This window comes from Microlunatus ginsengisoli (assembly GCF_039537205.1).
In the GTDB taxonomy this organism is placed as follows: Bacteria; Actinomycetota; Actinomycetes; order Propionibacteriales; family Propionibacteriaceae; genus Microlunatus; species Microlunatus ginsengisoli.
In genome coordinates this window covers 101,535-119,236 of sequence record NZ_BAABAB010000052.1, presented here as the reverse complement: position 1 = coordinate 119,236, position 17,702 = coordinate 101,535, and the positions used below count along the sequence as shown (strand labels likewise).

General features: G+C 73.4%; 13 protein-coding genes. 6 read left to right on the top strand and 7 right to left on the bottom strand.

Going from position 1 to position 17,702, the window contains the following annotated elements:
• The first annotated feature begins 341 nt into the window (after window positions 1–341).
• On the top strand, window positions 342–1,076 hold the full coding sequence (locus ABD747_RS25635) for a TetR/AcrR family transcriptional regulator (RefSeq protein ID WP_344809991.1): 735 nt from the start codon (window positions 342–344) through the stop codon (window positions 1,074–1,076).
• A 27-nt stretch (window positions 1,077–1,103) separates the two neighbouring features.
• On the opposite strand, the gene ABD747_RS25630 is transcribed toward ABD747_RS25635, so the two are convergent.
• The 5 genes from ABD747_RS25630 to miaA all read right to left on the bottom strand — a co-directional run bounded on the left by ABD747_RS25630 (window position 1,104) and on the right by miaA (window position 7,416).
• Window positions 1,104–3,110: an ATP-dependent DNA helicase gene (locus tag ABD747_RS25630; protein WP_344809997.1), complete on the bottom strand. Its 2,007-nt coding sequence runs from the start codon at window positions 3,108–3,110 to the stop codon at window positions 1,104–1,106.
• A gap of 100 nt (window positions 3,111–3,210) precedes the next feature.
• A complete protein-coding gene (hflX, locus tag ABD747_RS25625) occupies window positions 3,211–4,635 on the bottom strand; it encodes a GTPase HflX (RefSeq protein ID WP_344809990.1) in 1,425 nt (474 codons plus the stop codon).
• A 202-nt stretch (window positions 4,636–4,837) separates the two neighbouring features.
• The gene (locus ABD747_RS25620) at window positions 4,838–5,605 is read right to left on the bottom strand and encodes an SDR family NAD(P)-dependent oxidoreductase (RefSeq protein ID WP_344809989.1); all 768 of its coding nucleotides are present in this window, start codon (window positions 5,603–5,605) and stop codon (window positions 4,838–4,840) included.
• Window positions 5,606–6,463 carry a diaminopimelate epimerase gene (dapF, locus tag ABD747_RS25615; RefSeq protein ID WP_344809988.1) on the bottom strand — a complete coding sequence of 286 codons (858 nt, stop codon included), beginning with the start codon at window positions 6,461–6,463 and terminating at the stop codon, window positions 5,606–5,608.
• 35 nt (window positions 6,464–6,498) lie between these two features.
• Window positions 6,499–7,416: a tRNA (adenosine(37)-N6)-dimethylallyltransferase MiaA gene (gene miaA / locus ABD747_RS25610; protein WP_344809987.1), complete on the bottom strand. Its 918-nt coding sequence runs from the start codon at window positions 7,414–7,416 to the stop codon at window positions 6,499–6,501.
• Window positions 7,417–7,654: 238 nt separating this feature from the next.
• Here miaA and ABD747_RS25605 point away from each other — a divergent pair, with 238 nt between their 5' ends.
• From ABD747_RS25605 to ABD747_RS25595, 3 genes are all read left to right on the top strand, one after another.
• Complete coding sequence (locus ABD747_RS25605; protein WP_344809986.1) at window positions 7,655–8,503, top strand: fumarylacetoacetate hydrolase family protein; 849 nt, start codon at window positions 7,655–7,657, stop codon at window positions 8,501–8,503.
• A 109-nt stretch (window positions 8,504–8,612) separates the two neighbouring features.
• Window positions 8,613–10,598 carry a YjhG/YagF family D-xylonate dehydratase gene (locus tag ABD747_RS25600; RefSeq protein ID WP_344809985.1) on the top strand — a complete coding sequence of 662 codons (1,986 nt, stop codon included), beginning with the start codon at window positions 8,613–8,615 and terminating at the stop codon, window positions 10,596–10,598.
• The gene (locus tag ABD747_RS25595) at window positions 10,595–11,365 is read left to right on the top strand and encodes a hemerythrin domain-containing protein (protein ID WP_344809984.1); all 771 of its coding nucleotides are present in this window, start codon (window positions 10,595–10,597) and stop codon (window positions 11,363–11,365) included. The genes ABD747_RS25600 and ABD747_RS25595 overlap by 4 nt, the downstream gene beginning before the upstream one ends.
• A gap of 28 nt (window positions 11,366–11,393) precedes the next feature.
• Here ABD747_RS25595 and ABD747_RS25590 read toward each other — a convergent pair whose 3' ends face one another.
• The gene (locus ABD747_RS25590) at window positions 11,394–14,807 is read right to left on the bottom strand and encodes a BTAD domain-containing putative transcriptional regulator (protein ID WP_344809983.1); all 3,414 of its coding nucleotides are present in this window, start codon (window positions 14,805–14,807) and stop codon (window positions 11,394–11,396) included.
• 85 nt (window positions 14,808–14,892) lie between these two features.
• On the opposite strand from ABD747_RS25590, the gene ABD747_RS25585 reads away from it, so the two are divergent.
• Window positions 14,893–15,819, top strand: a complete 927-nt coding sequence (locus ABD747_RS25585; RefSeq protein ID WP_344809982.1) for an SDR family oxidoreductase — start codon at window positions 14,893–14,895, stop codon at window positions 15,817–15,819.
• A gap of 27 nt (window positions 15,820–15,846) precedes the next feature.
• Window positions 15,847–16,038 carry an antitoxin gene (locus tag ABD747_RS25580; protein ID WP_344809981.1) on the top strand — a complete coding sequence of 64 codons (192 nt, stop codon included), beginning with the start codon at window positions 15,847–15,849 and terminating at the stop codon, window positions 16,036–16,038.
• A 57-nt stretch (window positions 16,039–16,095) separates the two neighbouring features.
• Here ABD747_RS25580 and ABD747_RS25575 read toward each other — a convergent pair whose 3' ends face one another.
• Complete coding sequence (locus tag ABD747_RS25575) at window positions 16,096–17,643, bottom strand: hypothetical protein (RefSeq protein WP_344809980.1); 1,548 nt, start codon at window positions 17,641–17,643, stop codon at window positions 16,096–16,098.
• Between the last annotated feature and the right edge of the window lie 59 nt (window positions 17,644–17,702).

Sequence of the window (17,702 nt, the reverse complement as noted above, 5' to 3'; positions counted from 1 at the left end):
GTAGAAGTCCTTGATCACCGACTCCCCGGCCGGATGACCCGGCGTGTCCTCGAAATCGTGATGGGTTCCGACGTCGGCGGTATCGGTCATGGCGCGCTCCCAAGGGGCATCGGCGGACGTTTCGCCAGTGAAACTAAGCCCGTTCATCGCTGCGCCGGTGTCGCGGGTGTAACGGGTCTGTTCCGGGTCGAACGTGCCCGCTCGACCGCTTCCGGCACAGTTCGGCAACGATGCCCCGCGTTCCCTTGACACTCGTCAAGACTTCCTTGGACACTTGTCAAAGAGCGCGGCCGCTCGGCACGGTAGGATCCCCAACCTGCCGACCCCACGGAGAACCCGATATGACGCTGACGTCGACCCCCCCGACGGCGCGTCGTCCCGGCGCCGAGCGGGCCGTCTCATCTTCTGCCGCGGACACCGGTTCTGCCCCTGCCACCGGCCAAGCCCCTGCCACTGGCTCGGCCACCGCCGGCGCGACGTTTGCCGCTGCCGACAAGGTGGCCGCCCGGCGCGACGAGCTCGCCACGGCCGCGTTGCGCACGCTGGCCGAGCGCGGCTACGCCAATACCTCGCTCCGCGAAATCGCCCAGAACTCCGCGTTCTCCCACGGGGTGCTGCACTACTACTTCGCCGACAAGACCGAGCTGATCATCCACTGCGTCCGGCTGTACAAGACCCGATGCGTACGCCGCTACGACGACATCACCGCCCTCGCCACCTCGGCCGAGGACGTGGTCCGGCGCTTCCTGGACGCGCTGACGCTCACCCTGCGGCGGGACGCCCACGAGCAACGGTTGTGGTACGACCTGCGCGCGCAGAGCCTGTTCGACCCGTCCTTCCGCGACGACGTGGCGGCCATCGACGACCAGCTGCGGGCCATGGTGTGGCGCATCCTCGGTTGCTATGCCGAGTTCAGCGGGCGGCCGCCGGTGGTCGATCCACCGACCGCGTACGCACTGCTCGACGGGATCGTCTTCCACGGGGTTCAGGCCCGGCTGGCCGGCGCCGACGGGGTCGAGCAGACGCTGGAGCGACAGATCCAGCTGCTGATGCCCAGGCTGCTGGCCGAGAGCTGACCGCTCGCCCGGCCGGCCGGGCCCGGTTCAGCTCTGGCCGGTCAACCGGCGCAGCGCCCCGATCGCCACCTCGCGGTCGGTGGTCTGCCACATCTCGGGCATCGAGGCCCGCAGGAACGTGCCGTAGCGCGCGGTGACCAGCCGCGGGTCGAGCACCGCGACCATCCCCCGGTCGCTGGTACGCCGGATCAACCGCCCCGCCCCCTGGGCGAGCAGCAGCGCCGCGTGCGTAGCGGCGACGGACATGAAGCCGTTTCCGCCCGCCTCGGCGACCGCCCGCGAGCGCGCCGTCATCAGCGGGTCGTCCGGTCGGGGGAACGGGATCCGGTCGATGATGACCAACTGGCAGGTGTCCCCCGGCACGTCCACGCCCTGCCACAGCGACAAGGTGCCGAACAGGCTGGCCGACTCCTCGTTCACGAAACGCTGGGTGAGCTCGGTCAGCTGGGCGTCGCCTTGGCACAGCACGGTCAGCTTCGGCAGCTCCTTGCGGACCCGGACCGCAGCCGTCTCCGCCGCCCGCCGGGACGAGAACAGCCCGAGCGTACGTCCGCCCGCGGCCCAGACGAGCTCGGCGATCTCGGCGATGGTCTCGTCCGGCAGGCCGTCCCGGCCGGGCTGCGGGAGCTGGCGGGCGACGTACAAGATCCCCTGCCGGCGGTAGTCGAACGGCGACCCGACGTCGAGCCCGTGCCACGGCTGCGGCAGCTCGCCGGGATCCACGCCCAGTCCGGACAGGTCGTCGTCGTCCGCGTCGTCGTCAACCGCGTCGTCGTCGTCCGGCTCGACGATCTCCACCGCTACCGGCTCGGCGTCGCGCTCGTCCAGCCGCAGCCCGACGGAGGCGGCGACCCGGTCGAAGTCGCCGCCGAGCTTCAGGGTGGCCGAGGTCAGCACGGTGGTCCGCTGCCCGAACACCCGGGACCGCATCAGCCCGGCCACGGTCAGCGGGGCCACGCGTACATCCCGGCCGTCGCGCTCGCTCTCGGCGACCCAGATCACGTCGTACTCGCTCATCGCCGCGAGCCGTTCCGCGACGTCGAACACCTCCTTCACCGCGGCTGCGGCCTGGCGCTGCTCCGGCTCGGCCTTGCCGTCGTTGCCCGTCATCCCGCTGACGGCCTTGCGGGCGGCGACCCGCACCGTCTCGCAGGCCTGGCCGATCGCCGAGCGGGGATCCTCGACCCGGCCGGGATCGGTCTCGTCGAGCGCCGACCGCAACGCGTCGGCGCACTCCAGCAGCTCGAGCGCGGTCTCGTCGGCCAGATACGGCAGCGCGCGCCTACCGACCCGCTCGATCAGCTGCGGACTCAGCTCGGCCGACGCGGCCCCGGTGACCCGGGCGACCAGCTCGTGCGCCTCGTCGATGATGACGGCATCGTGCTCGGGCAGTGCGGTTCCGCCGTGCATCGCGTCGATGGCGAGCAGCGCATGGTTCGTCACCACCAGGTCGGCGGCGCGGGCGACGTCGCGGGACTTCTCCACGAAGCAGGTGTCGCCGAGCGGGCAGCGGTCCCGCCCGAGGCACTCCCGGACCGGGATGGACACCTGCTGCCAGGCACGCTCGGTGTGGCTCGGGGCGTCGTCGCGGTCCGCCAACCCACCGGTGCGGTGCTCGTCGTCGGCCCAGGTCCGCAGGGCCAGCACCTCGGCCGCAAGCACCGAGGTGGGCGCTGCCGAGGCGACCAGCCCGGTGCTGACCTCGTCGGCGCCGAGCAGGCTGCCCTGCTCCTCGGCCACCCCGCCGCTCACCTTGAGCCGGCAGGCGTAGTTGGTCCGGCCCTTGAGGATCGCATGCCGTGGCCGCTTGCCGGTGACGGCCAGCACGGCATCGAGGGCGGCCGGGATGTCCTTCGTGGCGAGCTGGCGCTGCAGGGCCAGCGTCGCGGTGGCCACTACGATCCGCGATCGCTCGTGCTCGACCAGCCGGATCAGCGCGGGCGCGAGATAGCCGAGCGACTTCCCGGTGCCGGTGCCGGCCTGGACCAGCAGGTGGCGCCCGGTCTCCAGCGCCTCGGCGATCGCGTCGGCCATGTCGATCTGGCCCGGCCGTTCCGCGCCGCCGATCTCGGCGACCGCTGTATGCAGGACCGCGCGGTGGTCCGGTGGGTGCTGCCCGTCGACGGAGCGATCCCTAGCGGCTGCGCTCGTCACCTGCGAGAGCGTACCTTTCGAGCTCGCCGGCCAGCCCCGGATGGACGCGGGCGCTGACCAGCGTGCCGTGCTCGGTGTGTTCGAGCACCCCCAGCTCTCCGGTGCGGTGGATCTTGTCGACCAGGTCACCGCGGTCGTACGGGATGAGCACGCGGACCTCCACCTCCGGCCGGGGCAGACCTGCCTCGATCCGGGCGCGCAGGTCGTCGATCCCCTGGCCGGTCCTGGCCGACACGATCACGGCATCCGGATACTTGCTGCGCAACGCGGTGAGCGCGGTGCCGGTGGCGAGATCGGCCTTGTTGATCGCGATCAGCTCGGGCCGGTCGCCCGCGCCAACGTCGGACAGCACGCCGCGGACCGCGGTGATCTGCCCGGTCGGATCCGGGTCGGACCCGTCCACCACGTGCACCAGCAGGTCGGCCCGGGCGGTCTCCTCCAGCGTCGAGGCGAACGCCTCGACCAGGTCGTGCGGCAGGTGCCGGACGAAGCCGACCGTGTCGGTCAGGGTGTACACCCGGCCGTCGGCGGTCTGGGCCCGGCGGGTGGTCGGGTCCAGGGTGGCGAACAGCGCGTTCTCGACCAGCACGCCGGCATTGGTGAGCCGGTTCAGCAGGCTCGACTTGCCGGCGTTGGTGTAGCCGACGATCGCGACCGACGGCACCTGGTGCCGACGTCGCTCGGCCCGCTTGGTCTCGCGGGTGCTGTCCATCGCCCGCAGGTCGGCGCGCAGCCGGGAGATCCGGTGGTTGATCCGGCGGCGATCGGTCTCCAGCTTGGTCTCACCGGGCCCGCGGCCGCCGATGCCCGCGCCGCCGGCGGCCCGGCCGCCGGCCTGGCGGGACAGGTTGCCGCCCCAGCCGCGGAGTCGCTGCTTGAGGTATTGCAGCTGGGCCAGCTCGACCTGCGCCTTGCCCTCGGCGCTCTTCGCGTGCTGGGCGAAGATGTCGAGGATCAGCGCGGTCCGGTCGATCACCTTGACCTTGACCCGGTCCTCCAGGTTGCGCAGCTGAGCCGGCGCCAGCTCGCCGTCACAGATCACGGTGTCGGCGCCGGTCGCGACGACGACGTCGCGCAGCTCCTCGACCTTGCCGCGGCCGATGTACGTCGCCGGATCCGGCCTGCTGCGCCGCTGGAGCAGTCCCTCCAGCACCTCCGAGCCGGCCGTCTCGGCCAGCAGCTTGAGCTCGGTGATGGCGTTCTCGGCGTCCACCTCGCTGCCGGTCGTCCAGACGCTCACCAGGACGACCCGCTCCAGCAGGAGCTGGCGGTATTCGACCTCGGTGATGTCGGTGAGCTCGGTGGACATCCCGGCGACCCGGCGCAGCGAGTGCCGCTCCTCCAGGTCCAGCTGGTCCCCGTCGTCGGCAGGATCGGCTTGATACGTGTAGTCAGCAGCACTCATCGTTCTTCCAGACTCTCACGTGCCACCAACACTTTCGAACCCTTTAGCTCTGGGTGGAGCCGCCGAGCCGGGCCCTGATCACGGGTGCAACCGGCGCGAGTGTCCGGAAATGCCGGCGACACGCCGACGATCGGTCACCAGATGGGCCCGAGTGTCCGATTCCGTCGAGCGGGTGGTGGGCGCAGCAATCAATCTGAGGCAATCAGTACAAGCTGTAGCCGCCGTCCAGCACGAGGACCTCACCGGTGACGAAGCTGGAGGCCTGGGAGGCGAGGAAGACGACGGCCGGGCCGAGCTCGGTCGGGTCGGCGGCGCGCTGCATGGGCGCGTCGTCGATCCAGCGGGCCTTGAACTGCGGGTCGTCGACCGGCGCCATCTCGGTCCGGGTGTATCCCGGGGCGACGGCATTGACCCGCACGCCGTGCGGCGCCCACTCGGCCGCGAGCGACCGGGTCAGCTGGTGGACGGCCGCCTTCGAGGCGTTGTACGCCGGCTGCCACTGCGGGCGGTTCACGATGAACGCCGAGATCGACCCGATGTTGACGATGGCACCGCTGCCGGCCGCGACCATGTGCCGGCCGAAGGCCTGCGCGCAGTTCCAGACCCCGGTGACGTTGACGTTCATCACGAGTTCGAACTCGTCGATCGGCACGTCGAGCGCTGGCCGGTGGATGCAGGCGCCGGCGTTGTTGACCAGCACGTCGACCCGGCCGAACTGCTCGACGATCTCGGCTGCGGCGCTGACCACCGAGTCGGGCTCGGTGACATCGGCGGCGACGGCGACGGCCTGCGCTCCCAGCTCGGTGATCTCGGCCAGCACCGGGGCCGCGGCCTCGAGGTTGCGGACCAGCAGCACGACGTCGCTGCCCGCCTCGGCCAGGGTCAGGCTCAGTGCCCGGCCGATGCCGCGGTTGGCACCGGTGACGACCGACACCTTGCCGGCCAGCGAGAACGTGTCGAGTACGGCCATTCAGTCCTCCAGAGTCCTGTGTCTTCTGCCACCCGGCAGGGCGACCTCGCCGTGGGCGACGATGACCGCCGGCCCGGTGAGCCAGGCTTGGCCCTCGCCCAGTTCGACCTCGACGCTGCCGCCCGGCACGTCCACGCGATACTGCGCCGGCTCGCTCGACCCGCCCAGCCGGGCGTGGGTCGCGGCGGCGACGGCGACCGTACCGGTCCCGCACGAGCGGGTCTCGCCCGAGCCGCGCTCGTACACCCGCATGGCAACGTGCCGCTCCCCCAGCACCGCGACGAACTCGGCGTTGACGCCGGCCGGGAACGCCTCCGCCGGGGTCCAGCTCGGGGCGGTCCACAGCGGCAGCGCAGCCAGCTCCGCGGGGTCGGCGACGAAGGCCACTGCGTGCGGATTGCCGACGTCCACCCCGACCGCGTCGTACGCCCGGCCGTCGGCGACGGTCACCTCGACGGCCTCCCCGGTGAGCCGGACCTCGCCCATCCCGACCCGGACGGAGCCGTCGGGAAGAACCGCAATCGGCTTGATGCCGGCGCGGGTCGCGATCTCCAGCTCGTGCCCGCTGACCAGGCCCTCGTCGAGCAGATAGCGCGCGAAGACGCGGATCCCGTTGCCGCACATCTCGGCGATGGAGCCGTCGGCATTGCGATAGTCCATGAACCAGGTGTGCGGGTCACCGCCGTCGACATGGCTGGCCAGGACGACCCGCAACACGCCGTCGCCGCCGACTCCGGCGTGCCGGTCGCAGAGGAAGCGGACCTCCTCCTCGCCGAGGTCCAGCACGCCGTCGCGGTCGAGCAGGATGACGAAGTCGTTCTCGGTGCCGTGCCCCTTCGCGAACGACCACCTGCGCATGCGGGCCAGTCTTCCAGAACGCGCCGGACGCGTCGTCAGGGCCGGACGTCCAGCGCGTCGCGGACCGCGCCCACCAGATCGGGACGCCCGGCCTCGAACCAGCTGATCCGTTCGTCCCGGCGGAACCAGGAGTCCTGCCGTCGGGCGAACTTCCGGGTGCCGACGACGGTCGCCTCGCGCGCCTGCGACTCGGTCAGCTCGCCGTCCAGGAAGCGGAGGATCTGGGCATAGCCCAGTGCGCGCGACGCGGTCAGCCCGTCCCGCAAGCCGAGGCTGACCAGGTGCTCGACCTCGGCCACGAAGCCGTCAGCCCACATGGCGTCCACCCGCTGCTCGATCCGTGCGTCCAGGCCCGGCCGGTCGAGGTCCAGCCCGAGTTGGCGTACGTCGGGGAGCAGATAGCGGCGCTCCGGCAGCGAGGCCGCGAACGGCTCACCGGTCAGCTCGATCACCTCCAGGGCCCGGACCACCCGGCGGCCGTTGCCGGGCAGGATCGACGCCGCGGCCGCCGGGTCGCGCTCGGCCAGCCGGGCGTGCAGCGCCGCGGGCCCGAGTTCGGCCAGTTCGGCCTCCAACCGGGATCGCAGCTCCGGGTCGGTGCCGGGGAAGCGGAAGTCGTCGAGCACGGCCCGGACGTACAGCGCGGAACCGCCGACCAGGATCGGGATCACGCAGCGCTCCTGGCAGTCCGCGATCGCCGCCCGGGCCATCGATTGGAACTCGGCCACGGTCGCGGTCCGGGTCACGTCCAGGACGTCGATCAGGTGGTGCGGCACCAGGGCCCGCTCCGCCGGGGTCGGTTTCGCGGTGCCGATGTCCATCCCGCGATAGACCAGCATCGAGTCGGCGTTGACGATCTCCGCCGGCCGGCCGTCGGCGGCGAGTTCCTGGGCGAGCCCGATCGCCAGCGACGACTTGCCCGCCGCCGTCGGACCCACCACCGCCACGATCACGGCGCCAAGTCTGCCCGGAGTGCGCCCTTCGACAGGCTCAGGGCACAAAGGCCGGGCAGACCCGCGCTGAGCTGGGCACAAAGGCCGGCACACCCGCGCTGAGCTCGTCGACGCGCACGTCTCCCGCCCTTCGACAGGCTCAGGGCACGAAGGCCGGGCACACGCGCGCTGAGCTTGTCGACGCGCGCGTCTCCGGCCCTTCGACAGGCGCGGGGCACGTGCGGGCGAGAATCAGCTCATGGCTTCGGCGGTGTGGAAGGTCCTGGTCGACGGCGAGATCCGGCTCGCGAGCGGATCGCCCGAGGGTGGTCCGTCGGAGCTGCTGGCCGCAGGCGACCTCGACCCGCTGATTGCCGCGGGTGCCGCGGCGATCCGCGCGGCGCTGGACGGGACGGTCGGTCCGGTCCCGCCCGGCTACCGGGTGCTGGCGCCGATCGGCAGCCAGCCGGTCTGGGCGTCCGGGGTCACGTACGAGCGCAGCCGGGCGGCGCGCAACGCCGAGTCCGACGTGCCGGACGTCTACGACAAGGTGTACGTCGCCGAGCGGCCCGAGCTGTTCCTCAAGGCGCCGCCGGGAGGCTCTCGGGGACCGGGCGAGACGGTCGGCATCCGGGCCGACTCGACCTGGGACGTGCCGGAGCCGGAACTGACCCTCGCGGTCGACGCCACCGGCACGATCGCGGCTCTCACCTGCGGCAACGACATGTCGTCGCGCAGCATCGAGGGCGAGAACCCGCTCTATCTCCCGCAGGCGAAGGTGTACGACCTCAGCTGCGCGGTCGGCCCCTGCCTGCTGCCCGCCGGCGAGGTCGCGATCGCCGACCTGGAGATCCGGCTGGTGATCGAGCGCGGCGGGGCGACCGCGTTCGACGAGGCGATCAGCGGGTCGGCGATCCACCGCGACGTCGCCGACCTCGCGACCTGGCTGTTCCGGGCGAACACCTTCCCGACCGGCGCGTTCCTGATGACCGGGACCGGCATCGTGCCGCCGGAGGACTTCACCCTGGCAGCGGGCGACGTGGTCACGGTCGCGATCAGCGGGATCGGATCGCTGACGAATCCGGTGGTCGAGGTCGGGGCTCGATGATCGAACCCGAGAATCCGCCCCTCGATGCGAGGTCCGCGGGTCGGCTGAGCGGGACGCGGGTGTCGCGGCGGCCGCGAGGGTCGGATGATCGGGTTGTGGGACTCCTCCGATGACCGACGCCTTCACCCCCGCCCGGGACGACCTGTTCGATGTCCGCAGCCAGGCCGACGGACCCACGGGCAGCCTGCCGCTCACCGACGACCTGCTCCGGCACGCGCCGAGCGGCACCATCTTCGGGCTCACCCAGAACGTCGGGATGGGGGCCGACCCGGCCAGGTCGAACCATCCCGGCGTGCTGATCCTGTCGACTCAGGGCGGCATGCGGCACCCCGACGGGACCCCGGCCGCGCTCGGCTACCACACCGGCCACTACGAGCTGGGCACCATCGCCGCGACCGTCGCCGACTCGCTCACCAGCGGCGGTTTCCTGCCGTTCGCCGGGTTCGTCTCCGACCCCTGCGACGGCCGGTCCCAGGGCACCACCGCGATGTTCGACTCGCTGCCCTACCGCAACGACGCCGCGATCGTGATGCGCCGGCTGATCCGTTCGCTGCCGCACCGGGTCGGCGTGGTCGGGATCGCCACCTGCGACAAGGGCCTGCCGGCGATGATGATGGCCCTGGCCGGCTCACCGAGTGTGCCGTCGGTGCTGATTCCGGGTGGGGTGACGCTGCCGCCGGCCCGCGGCGAGGACGCGGGCACCGTCCAGACCCTCGGCGCGCGCTACGCGCACGGTCTGATCAGCCTCGAGGACGCCGCCGCGCTGGGTTGCGCGGCCTGCGCGTCCCACGGCGGCGGCTGCCAGTTCCTCGGCACCGCCGCGACGGCCCAGGTGGTCGGCGAGGCGCTCGGGCTGGCCGTCGGACATACCGCGCTGGCTCCATCGGGTGAGCCGGTCTGGCTGGAGGGCGGGCTGCGAGCGGTGCGCGCGCTGGCGGCCGCGGTCGAGCGCGGCCAGCGCACCTCCGACGTCCTCAGTGACGACGCCGTGCACAACGCGATGGTGGTGCACGCGGCGTTCGGCGGGTCGACCAATCTGCTGCTGCACGTGCCGGCGATCGCCCACGCCGCCGGGCTGCGGCGGCCGACCGCCGCCGACTGGCTCGCCGTCGCGCGGAGCACGCCGCGGATCGTGTCGGTGCTGCCGAACGGCCCGGTCCAGCACCCGACGGTCCGGGTCTTCCTGGCCGGCGGCGTACCGGAGGCGATGCTGCACCTGCGCCGCCTCGGGCTGCTGCGCACCGGCGTTCGCGTGGTGGAGGGCGGCACCCTCGACGAACGTCTGGACGCGTGGGAGGAGAGCGAGCGCCGGCGGCGGTTCCGGGAGATCCTGGCCGGACGCGGCTTCGACCCCGACGACGTGATCTTCGCACCCGAGCGAGCCGCCGAGATCGGCATGCGCGGCACGGTCGCCTTCCCGACCGGCAACCTCGCGCCCCACGGCTCGGTGGTCAAGGCCACCTCTATCGACCGCTCGATGCTGGACGCCGACGGTATCTACGAGCTCACCGGACCGGCCCGGGTGTTCACCGCCGAGCACGAGGCGATCGAGGCGATCAAGGACGGCACCGTGCAGGCCGGCGAGGTGATCGCCCTGGTCGGCTGCGGCCCGGCCGGCACCGGGATGGAGGAGACCTACCAGCTCACCTCCGCACTGAAGCACGTGCCGTTCGGCCGCCGGGTCGCGCTGCTCACCGACGCCCGGTTCTCCGGCGTCTCCACCGGCGCCTGCATCGGTCACGTCGGGCCCGAGGCGCTGGCGGGCGGTCCGGTCGGGAAGCTGCGCACCGGTGACCTGGTCCGGGTCAGGATCGACACCGCGGCGCTGACCGGCTCGCTGGACTTCGTCGGCCGCCCCGGCGCGGAACTGACCCCCGAGCAGGGGGCGGTGGAGTTGGCGCGCCGCGAGCCCACGCCCGGCCTCGCCCCGCACCCCGAGCTGCCGGCGGACACCCGGCTGTGGGCCGCGCTGCAGGAGGCCAGCGGCGGCACCTGGGGCGGCTGCGTCTACGACCCGGATGCGATCGTCTCGGCGCTGGCTCGCAAGCACGGCACAAGCCCCACCCAAGACGGGCCGAGCACGCTCGACCCGTGACCGAGACCACCCCGAGCGCCCCGACCGGCCCGACCTCCCCGACCGGCCCGACCTATCAGGTCAACCTGCCCGGCCAGGCGTACGTCGCCGAGGGCCCGCACGACCACACCGGTATGTACCTGATGCACTTCGCGCTCCGCCGCGACCTCGCCAACCTGACCTCGGCGGCGGCCAACACCCCGCTCGGCGCCGGGGACAGCTGGCAGGCGCTGCACGCCCGCTGGCGCCTGTTCGCCGAGATCTTGCACCATCACCACACCGTCGAGGACGACCTGTACTGGCCGGTGCTGGCCGAGGCGGTGACCGAGCGCGGCACCACCGCGGACCACGCCCTGATCGCGGAGATGGCCGATGAGCACGCCGAGATCGACCCGGCCCTGGCGGCGGTGACGGAGGCCTTCGAATCCGTGCTGGCGCACCCGTGCGGTGCCCACCGCAACGCGCTCGACGTACGGCTCGCGACGCTGCGGGAGGCGCTGGACGTCCACCTGTCGCACGAGGAGCGGGAGACCCTGCCGCTGGTCCAGCGGGTGATGACCGACGAGCAGTACGCGCGCGTCGAGCAGGGCGTCGAGCGGGCCTACCCGCTGCGGATGGTGCCGACCCTGATCCCCTGGGTGTGTCATCGGCTGCCGCCGGACGTCGCGGAGCACACGCTGGCGGCCGGCGGCCCGCTGTACCGGCTGCTGTTTCGGCTGACCAGGGGCCGGTTCGAGCGCCGCGAGCGGCTCGCCTTCCGCTACAGCGAGGTGGTCCTGCCGGCGTGATCCGTCGTGCGTCGCTACCGGCGGTGGTTCAGATCCGCAGTGCGGCGCGCCAGCGGTGCAGCCAGTCCAGATAAGCCGCCATGCCCCATTCCTGCGCCTGCGCGACGGCCCGCCCGGCCGCCGATCGCGCCGCCTCGGCGTTGCCCAGGACCGCCTCGGCCAGCGCCAGATAGCCGTCGACCGGTCCGGCGAGCGCCGAGACCCCCGAGACGCCCATCCGGCCCGACATCGACCGGAGCGCCGGCGCCACCTCGGCCGCAGCCGCCGGGTCGCCGAGGGCCGCCGCCAGCTCCGCGCGGTAGGCAACATCCATCGCTGTCGCCCAATAGTCCGGCACGGGTGCCAGCGGGCCGCCCGCCAGCATCGAGCGCAGGTCGTCCAGCCGGCCGCAGCGGACCAGGCCGATGCACAACGAGTCGAGCACCATCGGCTCGGCGGCGTCGCCGTAGGCGGCCAGGAGCCCATCGACCGCCTGCTCCAGGGCCTCGGCCCGCCACAGCCCGACGGTGACGCCGGCACCCGAGGCGACCACGTCCGCAGCCACCGGCGTCGTCGACCGCGCGGCCAGCGACTGCAGCTCCGCGAGCAGCCGGTCGGTCTCGGCCGCGCGGCGCAGCGCCGCGAGGTTCAGCTCGACGAACCCCAGCACCAGCTGCAGGTAGCGCAGCCGCCGGCGCGCGGCCAGCGCGGCCGCCGCTGCCGACCAGCGCTCGTAGCCGGCCAGGTCACCCACCTCGAGCGCGTTTCCGGCGGCCGTGGTCAGGGCGAGCGCCTCCCCGTCGGCGTCGGCGGCGAGCCGCGCGGCCGCGAGCGCCTCCATCGCCAGGCTCTGCCGGGTCTCGGCGAACCGGGGCCGCCACAGCGAGATCGTCGCCGTGTGTGCGGCCCAACGGGTCAGGGCCGGGTCGGCCAGCCGGCGGGCCGAAGCCATTCCCTCGTCCACCAGCGCACCGATCTCGGCCTGTCGGCCCGGGGCGTAGTACAGCTGCGTCGCCAGGGCGAGCACCAACCGGACCCGGTCGGCGGAGTCGTCCGGGTCGAGGGCTCCCAACGCGCTGCGCAGATCCTCGATCAGGTCGTCGTCGACCACCTCGTACGCCTGCGGCAGCCAGACGCTGTGCCGGGTCAGCTCCGCCGCGGCCCGCGCCACCCGGCGGGGATCGGCGGCGGCACCGGCCAGGCTGACGGCTTCGACCGCGCTCGGCACGACCCGCTCCCAGCGGCCGGCGTACGCGGCCACCTCGGCCAGTGCCACCAGCACCTCGAACCGTGCGTCCCGCGACGCCGCCGGATCCAGCCGCTGCGCCTCCGCCGCCGCCGCCAACAGGTCGACCGCCTCCTCGTTCGCGAACTCGGCCCGGGCCAGCCGGGCCGCGTCCACCGCCGCCGGCCAGGCCTGCGAGGCGTGGATCGGACCGGCGGCCAGCCAGTGCCGGGCGAGTTCGAAGGCGAGCTGATCGGCGACCATCGGCACGCCGGGACGGGTCAGGGCGTACGCGATCCGGGCGTGGGTACGCGACAGCTGCGCCGGATGCACCGTGCTCAGCACGGTGTCCCGGGTCAGGGCGTGCTCGAACGCGACGTCCCCGTGCGCCAGGTCGCGCACGATGCCGGCGTCGCGCGCCGGGTCGAGCCGCTCGTCGGCGGTCAGCGGGTCGAGCCCGACGACACTCGCGAGCACCGCCGGCGAGAACTCCCGGCCGAGGGCGGCGGCGACCACCAGCGCCGCCCGGGTCGGCTCCGGGAGGTTCTCCAGCCGGCGCCGGATCACCGCCTGCACCGAGGCCGGGACCTCGCCGCTCCAGCCGCCGTGCGCGCCGCGCCCGCCGCTCTCGGCGGCCAGCCGGGCCAGCTCGACCAGGAAGAACGGGTTGCCGGCCGAGGCCGCCCGCCACCGCTCGATCAGCTCGCCGGTGGCGACGCCCGGGGCGACCGACTCCACCAGCTCGGCCGTCTCCTGGCAGTCGAGGCCCCCGAGCTCGATCCGGCGGGCGCCGTGCCGGGCGAGAGTCACCTCCAGGTCGGCGAGCCCGCCGGCGGGTGCCGGCAGCGCCCGTCGGGTCACGACCACGGCGAGCCGCTCGCCCGGAACGGCGGTGTCGACCAGATGCCCGACCGCCCGGATCGTTGCCGAGTCGGCCCACTGGGCGTCGTCGAAGACGACCAGCACCGGCGCGGTGGCGCTTCGCCGACGTACGGTCAGGGCGAGCTGCTGGGCCGCCGCGAACGCCTGCTCGGCATAGTCGTCGGCCTCGTCCCGGTGCAACGCGGCCCGCAGCGCGGCCAGGTCGACCGGCTGCGCCGCCGGCCCGGCCAGGGCGTCCAGGACGTCGGTCCACGGCCACAGCGGCGGCGCCCCGTCATCTTGGGAACACCGTCCGGTGACCGCGACGAACCCGCGAGCCGCCGCCTCCTCCCGCAGCTGCTCGACCAGCCGCGACTTGCCCATGCCCGGCTCGCCGACCACGATCGCGTACGCCGGACGGCCCGCCTCCGCATCGTCCGCCAGCCCGGTCAGCCGGGTCCGCTCGCGGGTCCGGCCGACCAGGTCCCAGCGGGCCGCCGTCGCCGGCCCGGACGGGATCCGGTCGGGTGCATCCGGTGCCGGCGAGGCCCCCGGTGGCAGCACGGCGAGGATCGCCTCGTCCTGCCGCAGTACCGCGGCCTCCAGCCCGCGCAGCTCCGCACCCGGATCGAGCCCGAGCTCGTCGGCCAGTGCCGCGCGGACCCGGCGCAGCGCGGCCAGGGCGTCGGCCTGCCTCCCGGACCGGGTCAGCGCCAGCGCGTGCAGGGCCCAGGTCCGCTCGCGGAACGGGTTCCGCGCGCTGCCCTGTTCGGTCGCCGCGACGACGCCGGCGTGATCGCCGAGTGCCAGCATGACCAGCGCCCGGTCCTCCTCGGCGGTCAGCCGCAGCTCGTCCACACCGTTCCGGGCGGCCACGGCGTCCGGGTGGTCGCCGAGGTCGGCGTACGCCGTCCCCCGCCAGCCGCCGAGCGCCGACTCCAGCTCCTCCAGCCAGGCCTCCGCCGTCGGCCGGTCGGGCCAGTCCGGCGCGGGCCCGCCGGACAGCTGCGAGACGAGCGGGGCCACCCGCCGATGCAACGCGCGCACCCGGTCGGTGAAGTCGGTGGCGTCCACGTCCGGTCGCGCCAACGCCAGCCGGTAGCCGGCGTCGCTGGTGATCAGGACCGACGGCATCGCCCGCGGCGCGAGGTCGGGCTCCAGCGCCCGGCGCAGACCGGAGATGTAGCTGTGCAGCGTGCCGTGGGCACCCCGCGGTGGAGCGTCCCCCCAGACCAGATCGACCAGCCGGTCCGCCGTCACCGTGCTTCCCGGCTCCAGCGCCAAGGCGGCGAGCACGCTGCGCACGCGCCGCGCGGGCAGCACCTCGCTCTCCCCGCCGCGCTCGATCCGGGTGCCCCCGAGCACTCCCACCCTCATGGCAGGTCAGCGTAGGCCGTGACCCGGCAGCCGGACGCAAGAACGACCCAAGGGCCGCCCAAGGGGTCGCGGGCAGCCTGCTGCCATGACACAGACCAGTTCTCACCAGCCCGCCGGTTCGGCCCCCGTTCTCGTCCTCGCCGCCGGCGGGACCGTGGCCGGCGCCACCCTCGACGAGCTTCGCCGTCGCGACGTCGCCGTCCGGGCGTTGGTCCGCCGGCCACGGCCGGCCGACGATCCCGGGATCGAGTGGGTCGTCGGCGACCTGCGCGATCCGGGTGTCCTCACCGCCGCGCTGCGCGGCGTCCGGACCGTCCTGTACGTCACCCCGCACGAGAACGACGAGACCGCCATGGCCGACCTGGTCGTCCGTGCCACCCGCGCCGCCGGGGTCCGGCTCGTCTTCGTCGGCGTCCACGTCTCCACCCGGACCGTGCGCGGCTGGTTGCTGCACCACGTCTTCCGGCTGCTACTGCCCGCGTACGTCCCGAAGCTGAAGATCGGCCGGATGGTCGAGCGGACCCTGCCCGATGCGGCGCTGGTGGTGCCGTCGAACTTCTACGACAACGACCTGACCTTCCTCACCGACATCGAGGCCGGCGAGTACCCGACGCCGATCCGCCGGGTCAACCGGGTCGCGGTCTCCGACATCGCCGAGGTCTGCGCGGACGCGCTGACCGACCCGGCCTTCCCTGCCGGGACGCACGGCGTGTCCGGCCCAGCCAGCCTCAGCGGCGAGGAGTCGGCCGCGGCCTGGGCCGAGGCACTGGGCCGGCCGGTGCGCTACGTCGGGAACGACCCCGAGGCATGGGAGGCCGCGCTGTGCCGAGGGATTCCGGAGGGCAAGCGGCGCCGGGACTGGCGGAACTCCTTCCGAGCGCTCGGCCGGATGTCGATGAAGACCTCTCCGCGCGACGTCGAGGAGACCACCCGGCTGCTCGGCCGGCCGCCGCTGGACTACCGCAGCTGGGTCGCCGCCCAGGTACGCAGCCGGGCCGAGGTCGGGTCCTGACCGCCGGCACACCGCTAGGGTCGGCCCATGGGCATCTTCGACAAGGCCAAGGACATGATCGGCGACCACAACGACCAGGTCGACCAGGCGATCGACAAGGCTGCCGACCTCGCCGACCAGAAGACCGGCGGGCAGTACACCGAGCAGATCGACCAGAGCGCCGAGCAGATCAAGGAGCAGCTGGACAAGATGGCCGAGGAGCCGCCGGCCGGGGCCTGATCCGAGGGCCCGATCCGCGGCCTGATCGGAGCGGCCGGAGCCAGGAGGCTCGATCCGTCAGGCCGGCTCGCTCGGCACAGCCGCCCGGATCTTCTCCAGGGTGGCGGTGACCTCGGTCCGGGTCAGCTCCCGGGCGTCGATCCGGGCCGCCACGACCCCGCGGGCGTCGTCGATGTCGGCGTCGATCCGGGCGGAGGTCGTTGCGGCGCTGAGCCCCCGGCCGCGCCGGGACCGTTCGGCGCGGATGGTCGCAACGGCGGCGGCGACGGTGATCAGCGCCGTGAGGAAGGCCCAGCCCGACCCCAGCACGAACAGCACGACGCTGAGGATCAGGAAGACCCCGGTCACGCCCGCCGCGATCCCGCTCGGAACCGGTGAGGTGGGATAGCGCGCGATCAGCCGCGACTTCACCCGCTCGAGCTGTCCGGGCTGCGGCCCGGACGACGTGACGTCGATCTCGCCGTCCGCGGTGTGTACCCGCTCCGAGATCGGCTCGAGCGTCGCCAGGGTCGCCGCCTCCGCCTCGGCCGCTGCACGCAGCCCTCGGCCTACCCAGGACAGCAGCTCGATGCGTTCGGGTGATCCCGGCACGGTCGCCAGCAGAGCCTCCCGGACGACGTCGATCACCGCAGAGCCGGAGTTCTCCTCGGCCCGGTCGCCGGCCGGCGTACGACCGGGATTCTCGATCCGTTCGCGCAGCTCGCGTGCCCGCTCCAGCAGCGGAGCCTCCTGATCCGTGCCCTGGGCGACCAGCCGGGTGACCACGGCGCGCAGGGGTACGTCCGCCGGGTCCGGGGCCTGCCCAGACGTGTCCGTGCCGGCCGGGCTCACACCGGCTCGGCCGGCCTCGGGTGCCGCCGGCGATGCCGGCGACCCCACCGACCGGGTGCCGACCTCCAGCAGGTCGGCGATCCAGCCGACGATCGCCTCGGCGTCCCGGCTCCGGCTCTGCGCCTGGCACCAGGCCCGCCAGCCCCCGACGTCCGCGTTCGCCTGCTCGATCGCGCGCGCCCAGACCGGCCGGATCGCCGGCAGCACCGGACCGTATTCGCCCGCCACCGCGGCACCCCACAGCGCCAGCTGATCGTCGTTCAACCGGTCGTCGCAGGTCAGCAGCGGCGGCAACCGGTCGGCCACCGCGGTGCCGTGATGCAGGGCTCCGCAGGCTGCCACCACGAACAGTTCGGCCTGCGGCGACAGGTCGTGCGCGTTCTGCTCCGCGGCGGCATCGGGCCGCCCCTCGACCAGACCGATCACGGCGTTCGCGGCATGTGGCAACCAGTAGGTCTCGCCGCGATCGTCGACCCGCTCGGCCCGCCGCCCCTGCGCCAGGGCATCGATCGCCAGGGCGACATCGCGCCGGACCACCGTGGTGTCGGGGAATCCGGCCAGCTGCTCCCGGATGTCGCCGAGCTCCACATAGGCGTCGAAGGCGGCCGAGAGCGCTTTCAGCCGGGTTTCGATCGACCCCTGCAAGGTCCGCAGCTGGCTGCTCAGCCGCGAGCTCTGCGCGGCGGCCGCCGCGTTGGCCGCGTCGAGCTGGTCGCGCAGGATGCTGGTCCGGCGCTCGGCGCTGGTGAAGTACCAGCCCCAGTCGTCACTCACGCGGGCCTCCCGATGTCGTCGATCGACCCCCTATGCAAGCACGCCGCCGGGTCGTTCCC

Excerpts from the sequence above, each read along its gene's own strand:
- ABD747_RS25630 (WP_344809997.1), bottom strand. The coding sequence starts at position 3,110 with ATGGCCGACGCGATCGCCGAGGCGCTGGAGACCGGGCGCCACCTGCTG.
- hflX (WP_344809990.1), bottom strand. The coding sequence starts at position 4,635 with ATGAGTGCTGCTGACTACACGTATCAAGCCGATCCTGCCGACGACGGG.
- ABD747_RS25605 (WP_344809986.1), top strand. The coding sequence starts at position 7,655 with ATGGCTTCGGCGGTGTGGAAGGTCCTGGTCGACGGCGAGATCCGGCTC.
- ABD747_RS25580 (WP_344809981.1), top strand. The coding sequence starts at position 15,847 with ATGGGCATCTTCGACAAGGCCAAGGACATGATCGGCGACCACAACGAC.
- ABD747_RS25585 (WP_344809982.1), top strand. The coding sequence starts at position 14,893 with ATGACACAGACCAGTTCTCACCAGCCCGCCGGTTCGGCCCCCGTTCTC.
- ABD747_RS25600 (WP_344809985.1), top strand. The coding sequence starts at position 8,613 with ATGACCGACGCCTTCACCCCCGCCCGGGACGACCTGTTCGATGTCCGC.
- ABD747_RS25620 (WP_344809989.1), bottom strand. The coding sequence starts at position 5,605 with ATGGCCGTACTCGACACGTTCTCGCTGGCCGGCAAGGTGTCGGTCGTC.
- ABD747_RS25590 (WP_344809983.1), bottom strand. The coding sequence starts at position 14,807 with ATGAGGGTGGGAGTGCTCGGGGGCACCCGGATCGAGCGCGGCGGGGAG.
- ABD747_RS25635 (WP_344809991.1), top strand. The coding sequence starts at position 342 with ATGACGCTGACGTCGACCCCCCCGACGGCGCGTCGTCCCGGCGCCGAG.
- dapF (WP_344809988.1), bottom strand. The coding sequence starts at position 6,463 with ATGCGCAGGTGGTCGTTCGCGAAGGGGCACGGCACCGAGAACGACTTC.